Raw genomic sequence first — 13,575 nt, 5'->3', positions numbered from 1 at the left:
CTAGCCTTACTATGGCCTATCTACAAGAGCTTGCCAGCGAGGAGGGGGAGATGCTTGTCCCCGCGGTTCAGGGCAGGGACAAGCGGGTTAGCGTCAGTCGACTTTCTTTTGCTGCTGAGCTTGCTTGCGGGCCTGTTTTTCCGCCCGTCGCTGCTCGGCCATCTTGACCGCGTCGCTGCCGATATGGACCTCGCCGCGGGTCCTGGCTAGCTGCAACTGGTGCTCCCGTTCTGCATAGCGCCGGCGCTGTTCAGGGGTTTGCTGGTCGTGACAGTGGTGGCAGCTGACCCCGTGCCGGTAATGGGGGGATTGCTTGTCTTCGACCGACAGCGGCATACGGCAGGCGGAGCAGAGTTCGTAGTGACCCGGTTGCAGAGCGTGATCGACGGTGACCCGGTTGTCGAACACGAAGCACTCGCCCTGCCACAGGGATTGTTCCTGGGGCACTTCTTCCAGGTATTTGAGGATGCCGCCGTGCAGATGATAAACCTCGTCGAAGCCCTGCTCCTTGAGGTAGGCGGTGCTTTTCTCGCAGCGGATACCGCCGGTGCAGAACATGGCCACTTTTTTGTGTTTGGCCGGATCCAGGTTTTCTTTCACATAGTCGGGAAATTCGCGAAAGCTGTCGGTGTTGGGGTTGAGGGCTCCCTTGAAGGTGCCGATACCCACTTCGTAGTCGTTACGGGTATCAACCAGTACCACCTCCGGATCCGAGATCAGCGCATTCCAGTCTTTCGGTGCCACATAGGTACCTACCACCCGCTGGGGATCTATGCCTTCGACGCCAAGGGTAACGATTTCCTTTTTCAGCTTGACCTTGGTGCGATAGAAGGGCTGTTCGTCACTGAGGGACTCTTTGTAATCTATACCGGTAAAACGCGGGTCATCGGCAAACCAGGCTTTCAGGCGGTCAATGGCCTGACGGGAGCCGGCGACCGTGCCATTAATGCCTTCGCCGGCGAGCAGCAGGGTGCCGCGGATCTGCTCGGCGTCGAGCAGCTCGGCCAGCGGTTCGCGCAGGGCAGCGTGGTTTTCCAGGGTCACGAATTTGTACAGGGCGCAGACGACAATCTTGGTCATATTTCCTCCAGCACCGGAGACCTTGGTCTGGCGCTGACTTGGTTAACTGGGTTCGAATACAGGGCGGCGATCATAGCAAATTTTCAACGAGTGCGCATGGCCGTTGCTGAGCGGATGCCTTGTCTGCCGGCCCATCGGCCATGACGGGAGGAATTCAGTGCTAACCCTGCTGGCCTTTTGATGGATGCATAAAACAACCATAGGTATTGTGTCAATGAGTCCCGAATCGCCTCTGTGTCCCCGCGTCGCGGCGTACTGCAAGAGCGCGGTTTTCTGCCTTTTCTGATCGCGCGGTCGGTGGCGGTGTGGGATGGGATTGCAACCCGTGCGGTGGCGGGCGCCTGGATGTGGGGCTTTAAAACCCTGCGTCGGGTCGATCGTTTCAGCGAGGTGGAGGCGCTTGCGTCTCGCTGAACCACCAGTCCAAATACCGCTACATATCAAGACCGAGACCCGGACACCCGGCGGCCAGGCCGGTAGCGCCTGGCATCCCTGGCGGTCGGTGGTGCGGCGGAGTTCCCGGGAGCGGTTTTGACGAGTCCGGATCCAGGCCGGGGTCCAGTCTCGCACCATAAGGCACAGCTATTGGGCTGCGACACGCCGCCGGGCACGATGAGAGGCGCCGTTGCGTATCGACCATCTCAGCAGGGGGACCACGCCGTTCATGCCCAGCCGTATCAGCCGGCGTCTGCCGTTGCCGAGCTGCAGGCCGGTGCGGGCGAGTGCCCAGGGGGGCAGTAGATCGATGCCGGCGTGGGCCATCAGCCGCCCGACTGGCTTGGTCAGCAGGTTGGGCGAGGGGGCCGTCAGCAACAACGTGAATAATTCTGCGGTACGGGCATCGAATACCAGCTGTGGACGTATCTTGTCCAGGTAGGCTGCCACTGCCCGGCGCGAGCGTGGCACATTCCGTGCGCCCAGCGCTTCGGCAATGCGCGCCACCTCGTTATAGTATCGATCCTGGGCGGCACCACTCAGCTGCGGGTTGCAATAACGCAGGTGCGCGGCGAGGAAGCAACGCACCTCGGCGACATGTACCCAACCCAGCAATTCGGGATCACTGGCGGCGTAGGAGCGGCCATCGGGGGCGGTCCCGGTTACCTTGGCGTGGATCTTTCTGACCCTCTCTATCAGACGCCAGGCATCGGCGGTAGGGGCGAAGGTGGTACCGGCGATAAATTGGCTGGTGCGGCGCAGCCGGCCGAGCATGTCGTTGCGAAAGTTGGAGTGCTCCCAGACCCCCGCCAGGGCCAGGGGATGCATCATCTGCAGCATCAGGGCGCTGATGCCGCCACACAGCATGGAGGGAAAATCGCTGTGTACCTGCCAGCAGATGCTGTGCGGGCCAAACAGGCCGGGATCGCCCAGGGGACGTTCGTAATCGATGCCGCCCAGCGCCAGACCGGTCAGACCCATCACCTGCCGCTCGATATGTTGTCGAATGACTTCCATATTGCAATGATAACCGAAAGGGGAAACGGGTAAGTGCCGAAGTACCACTATCTAAGCATACCTCCATCCTTTTCATGGCAGCAATATCGAGGGTGCGAGTCCCTGGGAAGCGAGCTTGCTCGCTGAGACGAGGTGTTTCAAGCTAACCGAACATCCAGTGAAAGTTCGCAGTGGGTTGAACCATCGAGCGTCATGCGCTCACGGCGAGTCTGCGTTCGAGCCTGATTTCTGTAGCACAATCAGGAACAGCTATTTAGTTACTGGCAGGTGGAATTCAAAAGCAAGTACCGGAATGTTTCACCCATGGCCAGTGGGTATATGGGTGTTGTGTTCAGCAGAGCTCGTAAGGAGTGGCAGATGGCCACCAAAAAAGACATGCTCGCCGGGGCAACCCTGGTCGATCCCAGGGGGCCGTTGCCAATGGCCCCGATGTTATGTGAACACCTCCAGTCTGAGCGGGCAGGGTTTGCCCAGCCAGTAGGCGTATCGGGTATGATCGGCCAGGTCATCACCGGTCCGGCCGTGGATCAGTATGTTCAGGCCGTTGCGGTGGCGCTCCAGCCAGGGGATCAGATCGTCAAACTGGGCCCGGTCGAAAGACAGCTGGCAGCTCCAGTAGAGATGGGGACCGACCCGTTGCCGATGCATTCGGCCGACGCCGACCCCGAACAAGTCACCCGCCTGCAGTCGCAGGGAATCGGCCTGCTCGGCTGTGGCGTTATCGAAGTAAATATGGGCATGATAGTGGTCATGCACATTGGCGGGTTGTTGTGACATCTTGAGTTCCGGTGTTTGGCCATTGTGCGCCGAGGGATGCGCTTTCCTGCAGTCCCTTATGGTAACCATACCGAGCGGAATTGAACATTATTATTAACCGATGTTTCCAGGCGGAGCCCCGGTACAGCAAGGGCTGCCGGCCTGTCCGTGCGCGCGGCCGGTTGGCCGCGGCACGGGTAGCGAAAACCGGGGCTTACAGGAAGCCGGTTTCACCCCGGTTAAGGGGATCGGGCTTTTCTTCGTTACTGGGGCAAAAGCTCAGGGAGGCGGAGTTCAGGCAGTAGCGCAATCCGGTCGGGGCCGGACCGTCGGGGAATACATGGCCCATGTGGCTGTCACAGCGGCCGCAGCGGATCTCCACCCGGCGCATGCCATGACCGGTATCGATCAGCTCGCGGATGTGGTCCGGGTGGTAGGGCACATAGAAGCTGGGCCAACCGGTGCCGGACTCGAATTTGCAGGCCGAGGAAAACAGCGGCAGAGCGCACAGCCGGCAGAGGTAATTGCCTTCCTGCTTGTTATCCAGCAGGCCGCCGCAAAATGGCGGCTCCGTGCCCTGATTGAGCAGGATGCGCCGCTCTTCGTCGCTCAGGCCGGCGGCCAGCCGGGCCAGCTGTTGCGGCTCGGGTGGGCTTAGATCGTAGGGGCTGGGGGTCTGTGCCATGATCGGGTGTCCTTATTATTTCAACCGGCTTTTAAAGTAATGCTGCACTTTGGCCACCTTGGGTTGAGCCACGGCGGCGATATAGGGCTGGCCGGGATGCAGCGCCGCATAATTCTGATGATAGTCTTCCGCCGGGAAAAAGGCGGTCAGCGGCTCCAGGGTGGTCACTATCGGGGCGGTGAATACCGAATCCTTTTCAAGCAGGGCGATATAGTCGGCGGCCAGCCGGCGTTCGTCATCGTCCTGATAGAATACAGCAGAGCGATACTGGCGACCCTGATCATTGCCCTGGCGGTTGAGCTGGGTCGGATCGTGGGCGATGCCGAAAAACACCTTCAGCAGGGTGGCTGGGCCTATCAGGGTACTGTCGTATTCGATGCAGATGGTCTCGGCATGATCGGTCCGGCCGGTGCACACCGCATCATAGTTGGCGGTGTCGGCGCTGCCACCGGCATAGCCGGAAGTGACCGAGAGCACCCCCTCCAGTTGCCGGTACACGGCCTCTGTGCACCAGAAACAGCCACCCGCCAGGTACAGCCGGCGCTGTCCGGTGTTGATAAAGGCGCTGTCGTCGGCCTCGGGAAAATCGCTGGGCAACAAGCTTAAAACGGAGTCGGTCATCGCACTTCTCCTCGTTAATGTTAGCGTTACGTTACCATAGACGAGGGGCCAGGCTAAACGATTAGCACGATTTGCCTGAATGATGAATAAAAGGAATGGGTTGCAGTCTTTGCTTTCCCTGTCTCTGGCGGGACACTCCTGTTAGGCTAGCGCCCGGATGAATACCTGAGAAACGAATATGGAACTGGATTTACTCACCCTGGGGGGCTTGGCGCTGGTGGCGCTGGTGGCCGGCTTTATCGATGCCATCGCAGGTGGTGGCGGCCTGATCAGTTTACCCGCCTTGCTGGCGACCGGCATGCCGCCGACCATGGCCCTGGCCACCAACAAGCTGCAAAGCAGCTTCGGCTCGTTTTCCGCGACCTTCTATTATTGGCGACGAGGGTTGATCGACTGGTCCGGAATGCGCTGGGCGGTGGCCTGTACCTTTATCGGCAGCATGCTGGGTACCCTGCTGGTACAGTGCATCGATGCCGCCCTGCTGCAGCAGGTCCTGCCGTTTCTGCTGGCGGCATTCGCCCTGTATTTTATATGTTCTCCCCGAGTGGGCGACCAGGATCGGCAGCGACGACTGGGGGTGATCCCCTTCGCGCTGCTGGTAGGCACCGGCGTCGGCTTTTACGACGGATTCTTCGGTCCGGGAACCGGTTCTTTCTTCGCCCTGGGTTTTATTGCCCTGGCGGGATTCAGCATGGCACGGGCCACCGCCCACACCAAGCTGCTCAACTTCACCTCCAACTTCGCTTCCCTGCTGTTTTTCATCCTGGGCGGCCAGGTCGTGTGGACGGTCGGGCTGGCGATGGCCGGGGGACAGTTTCTGGGGGCCCGGTTGGGCTCCAGGGTAGTGGTCAGTCAGGGCACCCGCATCATCAAACCCATGCTGGTGACGGTGTCGCTGCTGATGTCGGCCCGTCTGCTGTGGCAGCAGCACCCGGAGTGGTTTGCCGGCTGGCTCAGCTGAGCCAACCCGTGTCGAAGGTCGGCTTCAGGGTACCGAAGTGGTGTTCCAGGGCGCTGATCAGGCGGGCAATCCGCTCGCGTTTGCGCGCGCTGGGCCGGAAACACAGGCTGACCGGACGGGTTAACCGGCTGCCGGCCGGCGGTAAATGGCAAAACGCCGCGGCTATGCCCATCAGGCGGGCGACCCCGAGCGGCACAGTAGCGGGCGCCAGGCCGGCGCGTCCCAGCTCGGCGGCGGCAAAATAGGAGTCCATCTGCATCCAGGGGGATAATTGTGCCTGGCTGAGGCGGGCATCCAGGTATCGGTTGGCCGGGTTTCCCAGATCGATGGTGATCACCCGGAGCGGGCGACCGAATTCGGGTCGGCTGGGGTAAATCAGGCAAAAGGGCTCCTCCAGCAGGGTCTGTATTTCCAGTCCCTGGGCGCCGATGATTTCGCCGGCGCAGATCCCCAGCACCGCATCGCCGGCACGGATCTGTTCGAGGATGACGGGGGTGTGGTGGGTGGCCAGATCGAGGTGCTGATCCCGCTGCATGTAGTCGCGTAAAAAGGGGCCCAGGTAGCCGGCAAGGATGGTCTCCGAGCAGGCAATATGCAGCCTGCTGTCGTCGGTCAGCTGCTGGCTGTCGAACAGTATTCCCTTGAGTTCATTCAGGTTGGGGCCGATACGCGTCAGCAGAGCGATGGCCTCCGGTGTCAGCCGCAGATGGCGGCCGTCCGGTTCGACCAGCTTCTTGCCCAGGCGGGCTTCCAGGTTACTGATGCGTTTGCTGACCGCCGACTGGGTGATGTACAAACGACTCGCCACCTTGCCCATGGTTTTTTCCCGGGCCAGCAGATAGAGGGTTTCCAGTCCTTCGAGCAGCATAATGAAAACCTATTCCTGGGTGGAATAGGGAGCTTACCAGTATCTGCGGGGAAAGAAAAAGCCCGGCTGAAGGCCGGGCTCGGGAGGCTTATTTAATGTCCGGCAGGTTGCGGCCGTAGTAGATCTCCTGCATCTCTTTGTAGAGGCGTTCGGTGATCACTTCGGCTTCCTGTTCGGACAGGCTCTCCGGCTCCACGTCGAACAGGTACAGGGACAGATCGAAGTCCTTGAGCATCATCTTGGTGTGGAACATGTTTTCCGAGTACACGTTCACATCCACCATGTGGTACAGACTCTTGATGTCGTCGGTCATGAAGTTCTGGATCGAGTGGATGGCGTGGTCGATGTAATGCTTGGTGCCATTCACGTCGCGGGTAAAGCCGCGTACCCGGTAGTCGATGGTGACGATATCGGAGTCCAGCTGGTGGATCAGGTAGTTCAGCGCTTTCAACGGAGAAATAATGCCGCAGGTGGACACTTCAATATCGACGCGGAAGGTGCAGATGCCGGTGTCCGGGTTGCTTTCCGGATAGGTGTGCACGCAGATATGGCTCTTGTCCAGGTGGGCGACCACCGACTCGGGGGTAATGGGACCCGGCGTTTCGGTCTTGTCGACCTGATCCGATTCCTTGATGGGCTCTTCGCTCACCAGGATGGTGACGCTGGCGCCCTGGGGCTCATAGTCCTGGCGGGCGATGTTGAGCACATTGGCCCCTACGATATCGCAGGCTTCGGTCAGGATTTCTGTCAACCGGTCGGCGTTGTACATCTCATCTATGTAGGCTATGTATTCGTCGCGCTTTTCCGACGTCGGCGCATAACAGATATCATAGATACAAAAGCTCAGGCTTTTGGTGAGGTTGTTAAATCCCTTGAGCTTGAGTTTTTTGGTCGATAGCACTTATTCCAATCCTCAACTGCACCGGTTCCCCGGTATCAAAAATGTCCCCACCTGCGCCCGGCAGGTGGGCTTAGCCCATGAATGCGGGCAGCCCCCTGGGCAACCGCACCATTCTCGTTGATGTTAGCAAGACAAGGGTCTTACGCATCCTGATTACCATGTAGAGTCGCTCTCACCCAACAACGGGCAAGAATAGGGGGCGAATTGTAGAGATTCAGTCCCCCAATCACAACCTTGTTATCTGTCATTTTAGCAAGCCCACGACATTTTCAGGGGATAAACTTGTCGTCCCCGGCAGGCTTGTGGTGGCGCATCAGGATGGTACCATGCCCTTTTTTCCAATCGGTGTCCGCCGTTGCTCGCACTTCCTCTTCAACGACAGCAAGACAGACAAAAACGCTGGCTATGGGGACTGGCCCTTGTCCTGTTTTTCAGCGCCGCACTCAGCCTGCACCTGGGCGCCTTCGACGTCGGGCTGGACGCCCTGTGGCGAGAGCTGTCGCCCTTGGAGCGGCAGGTGTTCTGGCAACTGCGGTTGCCGCGTACCCTGCTGGCCATCCTGGTCGGGGCCAGCCTGGCCCTGTGTGGCGCCGTGCTACAGGTTTTGCTGCACAATCCGCTGGCCGAACCCGGCCTGATCGGTATTTCCAGCGGCGCCAGCCTGGCCGCGGTGAGTACCCTGGCGCTGGGCGCGCACCTGGGATGGGTGCTGCCGCACTGGAGCCTGTCATTGGCAGCCTTTCTTGGTGCCTGGCTGGTGACCCTGGCCCTGTTGACCCTGGCGCGCCGCCAGTGGCTGGGAGCGGGCCAGCTACTGCTGTTCGGCGTGGCGGTGGGTATCTTTGCCAATGCCATCATGACCTGGCTGCTGTATCTGGCCGATGATGCCTCCCTGCGCACCTTCCTGTTCTGGATGATGGGCAGCCTGGGCTATGGTCAGCAGCTCAGCCTCTGGTTATGGCTGGTACCGCTGGCGGTGCTGTTATGGCTGGGCAGGCAGGGCGCCAAGCTGGATCTGCTGGCCCTGGGTGAGAATCAGGCGCGTCTGCTGGGGCTCAATACCCGACGGCTGCGCCCCCTGCTGGTGCTGGCGGTGTGTTTGCTGACCGCCTTTTGCGTGGCGATGGCGGGGGTGATTGGTTTTATTGGTCTGGTGGTACCGCACTTGCTGCGCCTGCGGGTGGGGGGCCAGCAGCGTTTTTTATTGCCCGCATCCATGCTGGCCGGCGGTTGCTTCCTGACCCTGGCCGATATCGCCGCCCGTCAGGGGATCAGCAACGGTGAATTGCCCATCGGGGCGGTGACCGCTACCCTGGGGGCGCCTCTGTTCCTCTATTTACTGGTACGCCGCCATGCTGGCGTTTGAAGGTTTTGCGGTGCCCGGCCGTATCGGTCCTGTCAGCGGACATTTTCAGCCGGGCAGGCTGACCTGCCTGTTGGGACCCAATGGCAGCGGCAAGTCCAGCCTGTTGGCGGGGGCGGCGGGCCTGTTGTCCGGGCAGGGTAAAATCAGCCTGGACGAACGGCGCCTGGAACGTTATGGATTGGCCGAACTGGCCCGGCGGCGGGCCCTGCTCGGCCAGCAGCAGACCATGCCCCTTGGGCTGCGCGGTTTCGAGCTGCTGGCGCTGGGCGCCGAGCCCATCGGCGGGGTGAGCGAGGCGGTGTGCCAGGCCATTGCCGACCTCACCGAACCGCTGGGGTTGGCCAGCCTGTTAGAACGCACTGTCAGCAGCTTGTCGGGGGGCGAACAACAACGGCTGATGATTGCGAAGACCCTGGTGCAGGTAAGCCCTTCGGTGAATTCACAGGCCCGCCTGCTGTTGCTGGACGAGCCCTTGGCCAGCCTGGATTGGCAGCACCAGCTGAGCGTATTGCGGGTGTTGCAGCAACTCAGCCGGCAGGGACTGGCAGTGGTGGTGTCCATCCATGATATCAACCTGGCCTGCCATTACGGTGATGAACTCTGGTGTCTGCAACAGGGACAACTGGTGGCCAGGGGCGGGCCAGAGGTGATCACCTGCTGCTTAATTGATCAGGTGTTCGGGGTGCGCACCCGGCAACTGGAACAGGACGGCAGCCAGGTGTTTGTGCCGCTGGATTAAATTGGCTATAGCCAATCAGTTTCGTAGATCAGGTTTTAACCCGGCGCCGGGTTGCTTCGGTGTTTTCACCTCATTGATTAAACTGCCGATACAGCAGGGGAATGGCGAACAGGGTGAGCAGGGTGGACACCGACAGCCCCCAGACAATGGCGGTGGCGACCGGCCCCCAGACCAACGAATGGCCGGCCAGTCCGGTGGCCAGGGAAAACAGCCCGGCGATGGTGGTCAGCGACGTGATCAGGATAGGTATCAGCCGCCGCCGGGCGGCGAACAGGGTGGCGTGGAGCAGACCCATGCCCGCCTGGCGGCGCTGGTTGGCGGCACTGATCAGCACGATGGCCGAATTGACCGCGATACCGGCCAGGGCCACCACCCCGTACAGGGTATAGAGGCTGAGCGGGTTATTGCTCAGCAGCAGGCCGAATACTACCCCGGTAAAGGCCATGGGCACGGTCGCCAGGATCAGCAGCGGTTGGAAATAGCTGTTGAACTGGGTGCCCAGAATCAGGTACATGACACCCACCCCCAGCAGAAACAGCCGGCCCATGGCATCCAGGCTTTGCTGTATGTCGTCAAGTTCGCCGGAAAAATCCAGATCGATATTGGCGAACCTGGCCTGATATTGCCGGTCCCAGCGTTCCTTGATCAGCCGATTGGCCGTCAGGGTATCGGGACCGCCCTCGGCGAGCGAGGCCTCCACCGTGATGGCCCGCCGGAAATTGTAATGGCGGATATTGGCCTGGCTCTGGCGGTGCTCGGCGTGCACCAGCTGGCTGAGCGGCGTGGCGCCCGCGGGGCCCGGTAACTGAAAGTCCAGTAGCTGGCGGATATCCGTTAGCCGGGCTGCTTTGGCCTGTACCCTGATTTCCAGTTTCTGCCCCTGGTGCTGCAGATCGGCGACCAGCTCGCCGTCCACCAGCAGGTTGAGGGTGCGCAGCACCTGCAGCGGGTCAAGCCCGGCCTGGATAATCGCTTCGTAATCGGGGGTCAGAGTCAACGCCATGCGTCCGCCACCGGCGTCATTGCCGATGTCCGTCACTCCCTCTATTTCGGTCAACATTTGCTGCAACGCCCGGGCTGCCCGGGTGACTTCGTCGACCTCGTTACCACGCACCTTGATGCTGATCGGGCGGGACACTGGCGGCCCGCCGGCCAGGGTCAGAAAGGTCAGATTCAGGGGGCCGGGCAGGCTGGCAACGGGCTGGCGCAGGCTGTCGATGATCTCGGCCACTTCCCTGCCATCCGGCGGCTTGGGTCTTAGCCCCACCAGCAGCTGGCCGTAGTGGTCGCCGAACAGGGGCTCTCGATCGGTAAACTTCTGGCCGCCGTAACCGGCGATGGCGCGGATCTCGTCGTGATCCAGGTGTGCCCGCACTATCCGCTCCAGCTGCTGCACCTTGGCCTGGGTATCCTGCACCCGGGTATGGGCCGGCATTTCCAGGGTGATGTAGAACAGGCGCAGGGGATCCGAGGCAAAGAAGTCCATGCGGATCAGCCCCAGGGCCAGAGACAGCAGGGCGGCGAGGAACAGGCTGCCGATCAGGCCAAAGGTCAGCCAGGGGTGTCGCATGGCCTTGAGCAGGTAGCGCAGATACAGCCGCTGCAGCCGGCGAGCCATCCGTCGGCGAAAACGTGCCCCCCGGCTGTGCCGGTGAAAGCGGACCCGGGCCGCCAGCACATGGGCGGGCAGCATCCAGAAGGCTTCCAGTAGCGAAATGGCCAGGGCCAGGCTGACCACCATGGGGATCACCTTCATAAACTGGCCGAGGATGCCGGGCAGCAACATGAGTGGCAGGAAGGCCGCCATGGTGGTGAGCACGGCGCTGAGTACAGGCCGGCCGACTTCGGCAATGGCGCCCAGGCAGGCATCCAGAGGCGCCGAGCCCCGGTTAAGGCGGTAATAGATCGATTCAACCACCACCACGGCGTCGTCCACCAGCATGCCCAGAACGATCACCACCCCCAGCAGCACTACGACGTTCAGGGTTTCGCCGCCGACCCAGAGCACGAGGAAGGTGCCGGCCAGGATAAAGGGAATGCCGATGGCAGTGAGCAGGGCGATGCGCAGGCCCAGAAACAGCCAGGCGACCAGCAGCACTAGGCTCAGGCCGATTAGTGCATTGGTCTGCATCACCCGGATGGCATTGCGGGTGGGAATGGTCTGGTCATCGATCAGGATCAGTTCGACACCGGTCTGTACGCCGAGCCGGTTGCGGCTGTGCAGATAGTCCTGGACGCGAGCCACCAGTGCCAGGGTATTGGCGTCTCCCTGTTTCATCACCGACATCAGGACTGCCGGCCGGCCGTTTACCCGGGCCAGCTGGCGGGGATCGCGCCGCGCCTGGCGCACCTCGGCCAAATCCGCCAGGCGGAGATGCCGGTCCAGGCCCACCAGGGGCAGTTGCTTGAGGGCATCGGCATCGGGCTCCCGGCCGATCAGCCGTACCAGCCAGGCCTGTTCCTCGACCGACACCCGGCCGGCGGCAATATCCCGGAACCAGAGCGCCACGGCGTCGGCCAGTTGCACCGGTGACAGCCCCTGGCCCGCCAGCCGCTCGGGATCGAAGCGTACCTGAAGCTCTGGCCTGTGCAGGCCGATGGGATCGACCCTGTCCACTCCATTGAGGCGCTCCAGGTCCTGGCGGATGGCAAAGGCCTGGCGGCGCAGGTTTTCGTCGTTGGCGGTGCCTACCACCGCCAGGGTTACGGTGGGGAAGGCGTTGGCCGAGGTGATTTCCAGCACAAAGGGGGAGGAAGCCAGTTCGGGCAGTTCGTCTTCGGCGTTGCTCAGCTCCCGGCGCACGCTCTGTACGCGCTTGTCGTAGGTGCGGCTGTCTATGTCCTTGAAGCGGATCAGCAGGCTGGAGACATTTTCCCGGCTGTTGGAGGAAACGAACATGGTGTCGGGAATGGTGCGCAGGGCCTCTTCCAGCGGATTGGTTACCTGACGCTCTACATCTTCGGCAGCGGCTCCGGGCAGGGCGGTGGTAATCGCCAGCCAATTGAAGTTGATGGTGGGATCCTGTTGACGCGGCAGTTGCCCATAGCCAATGGCGCCTACTACCAGCACCAGCAGGAAGGTCAGATTGGCCAGGACATGATTAGTGAGCAGGCGCTGTATCATCGAGGCTGCCCTCGACCCGGATCGGGTCGTCGTCGCGCACGGTAAATTGTCCTTCGATGATCACCCGGGTGTCGGCCGGCAGGGCGATGGTACTGGCCTGGCCTTCGATGGCATCCGGCAAGGGTACGAAACGGGCCCGATCCCGATTTACCACCATGACGCCCAGCCGGTTATCGTGTCTGACCAGCAGGTTGGCCGGCAGCAGCGGCTCGGCTGCCTGCCAGATCAGTACCCCGGCGGCACCCGTGAGGGGGCGGTTATGGGTAAAGTCGAGGCGCAGCTCCTGGGTGCGACCGGCCTTGATCTGATCGACTGCCCGGCGCAGCCGCACCGGATAGGCCCGGCCGGCAAACTCGAACCAGAGGCGCTCGGCCCGACGAACCCGGACCACCCGCTCGGGGGGCAACTGCACGCTCAGCTCGGCGCCCTGTTCCTGCTGTACCCGGAACAAGGGGGCGCCGGCCTGCACCAGGGTACCGGTGGCAGTCAGTTGTTCCAGAATGGTGGCGTCGAAGGGGGCTGCAATGCGGCAGCGTTCGATATCCAGTTCGGCCCTGGCCAGGGTGGCCTGGGCGGATCTGATATCGGCATTGAGCACCGCCAGCGCGCTGCGGCGCTGATCCAGTGTTTCCTCGGGCAGGTTGTTTTGGCTATACAGGGAGCGGGCGCGGGCCAGACGGCGGGTCAGCAGTGGATGGCGAGCCTGTAGCTGTTCCAGGGCTGCGGCCAGCTGCCGGCGGCTCAATTCTTGATCCCGGCAATCCAGTTCGAGCAGCAGCTGCCCCTGTGCGACTCGGTCACCAACCCGGACCAGGACTCGGCTGATTTCCCCGGAGATGCGGGCGGCCAGCAGGGCTTGCTGGTCGTTGACTACCCTGGCCGGTGCGCTGTGTCGCTGAGGCTGGGTAAGGGCGGACAGGGGAGCGATCCTGACCGGGACCTGCGCCAGTACCGGGCAGGCCAGCAGCAGCAGTATCCCGGTGATTAGCTTCATCCATGCCTCCTGCTTGTTGATGGGTTAC

13 protein-coding genes are annotated in these 13,575 nt (G+C 61.7%); 4 read left to right on the top strand and 9 right to left on the bottom strand.

Annotation, left to right across the window (positions count from 1 at the left end):
- Nucleotides 1-93 precede the first annotated feature (93 nt).
- Nucleotides 94-1,080 (bottom strand): oxygen-dependent tRNA uridine(34) hydroxylase TrhO, encoded by a 987-nt coding sequence (gene trhO / locus DCS96_RS06240; protein ID WP_116473448.1) that lies wholly within the window; start codon nt 1,078-1,080, stop codon nt 94-96.
- A 234-nt stretch (nt 1,081-1,314) separates the two neighbouring features.
- Between trhO and DCS96_RS06235 the strand changes: the two genes are divergently transcribed.
- Entirely contained in the window at nt 1,315-1,494 is a 180-nt protein-coding gene (locus tag DCS96_RS06235) for a hypothetical protein (RefSeq protein WP_116473447.1), read from the top strand.
- Between the two features lie 168 nt (nt 1,495-1,662).
- On the opposite strand, the gene DCS96_RS06230 is transcribed toward DCS96_RS06235, so the two are convergent.
- From DCS96_RS06230 to msrA, 4 genes are all read right to left on the bottom strand, one after another.
- Nucleotides 1,663-2,532, bottom strand: coding sequence for an oxygenase MpaB family protein (locus DCS96_RS06230; RefSeq protein WP_116473446.1), 870 nt, complete (start codon nt 2,530-2,532; stop codon nt 1,663-1,665).
- A 432-nt stretch (nt 2,533-2,964) separates the two neighbouring features.
- A complete protein-coding gene (locus DCS96_RS06225; RefSeq protein ID WP_116473445.1) occupies nt 2,965-3,309 on the bottom strand; it encodes a DOPA 4,5-dioxygenase family protein in 345 nt (114 codons plus the stop codon).
- Nucleotides 3,310-3,502: 193 nt separating this feature from the next.
- Entirely contained in the window at nt 3,503-3,973 is a 471-nt protein-coding gene (gene msrB / locus DCS96_RS06220) for a peptide-methionine (R)-S-oxide reductase MsrB (RefSeq protein ID WP_116473444.1), read from the bottom strand.
- Between the two features lie 15 nt (nt 3,974-3,988).
- Nucleotides 3,989-4,594, bottom strand: a complete 606-nt coding sequence (gene msrA, locus DCS96_RS06215; RefSeq protein ID WP_116473443.1) for a peptide-methionine (S)-S-oxide reductase MsrA — start codon at nt 4,592-4,594, stop codon at nt 3,989-3,991.
- 178 nt (nt 4,595-4,772) lie between these two features.
- On the opposite strand from msrA, the gene DCS96_RS06210 reads away from it, so the two are divergent.
- Nucleotides 4,773-5,555, top strand: a complete 783-nt coding sequence (locus DCS96_RS06210) for a TSUP family transporter (protein WP_116473442.1) — start codon at nt 4,773-4,775, stop codon at nt 5,553-5,555.
- On the opposite strand, the gene DCS96_RS06205 is transcribed toward DCS96_RS06210, so the two are convergent.
- Nucleotides 5,548-6,423, bottom strand: a complete 876-nt coding sequence (locus DCS96_RS06205; RefSeq protein WP_116473441.1) for a LysR family transcriptional regulator — start codon at nt 6,421-6,423, stop codon at nt 5,548-5,550. The two genes, DCS96_RS06210 and DCS96_RS06205, sit on opposite strands and share 8 nt — an antisense overlap.
- Nucleotides 6,424-6,511: 88 nt before the next feature.
- Nucleotides 6,512-7,324, bottom strand: coding sequence for an adenosylmethionine decarboxylase (speD, locus tag DCS96_RS06200; RefSeq protein WP_116473440.1), 813 nt, complete (start codon nt 7,322-7,324; stop codon nt 6,512-6,514).
- Nucleotides 7,325-7,679: 355 nt separating this feature from the next.
- Here speD and btuC point away from each other — a divergent pair, with 355 nt between their 5' ends.
- Nucleotides 7,680-8,690 (top strand): vitamin B12 ABC transporter permease BtuC, encoded by a 1,011-nt coding sequence (btuC, locus tag DCS96_RS06195; protein ID WP_116473439.1) that lies wholly within the window; start codon nt 7,680-7,682, stop codon nt 8,688-8,690.
- The gene (locus tag DCS96_RS06190; RefSeq protein ID WP_116473438.1) at nt 8,677-9,429 is read left to right on the top strand and encodes an ABC transporter ATP-binding protein; all 753 of its coding nucleotides are present in this window, start codon (nt 8,677-8,679) and stop codon (nt 9,427-9,429) included. The genes btuC and DCS96_RS06190 overlap by 14 nt, the downstream gene beginning before the upstream one ends.
- 70 nt (nt 9,430-9,499) lie before the next feature.
- Here the strand turns inward: DCS96_RS06190 and DCS96_RS06185 are convergent, their stop codons facing one another.
- On the bottom strand, nt 9,500-12,553 hold the full coding sequence (locus DCS96_RS06185) for an efflux RND transporter permease subunit (RefSeq protein ID WP_116473437.1): 3,054 nt from the start codon (nt 12,551-12,553) through the stop codon (nt 9,500-9,502).
- Nucleotides 12,531-13,547 (bottom strand): efflux RND transporter periplasmic adaptor subunit, encoded by a 1,017-nt coding sequence (locus tag DCS96_RS06180; protein WP_116473436.1) that lies wholly within the window; start codon nt 13,545-13,547, stop codon nt 12,531-12,533. Before DCS96_RS06180 ends, DCS96_RS06185 begins: the two co-directional genes overlap by 23 nt.
- Nucleotides 13,548-13,575: the final 28 nt, after the last annotated feature.

This window comes from Zobellella maritima, from assembly GCF_003075035.1.
Lineage (GTDB): Bacteria > Pseudomonadota > Gammaproteobacteria > Enterobacterales > Aeromonadaceae > Oceanimonas > Oceanimonas maritima.
Note: the sequence above shows the minus strand (reverse complement) of the source record. Positions and strands in the feature narration are given on the sequence as shown.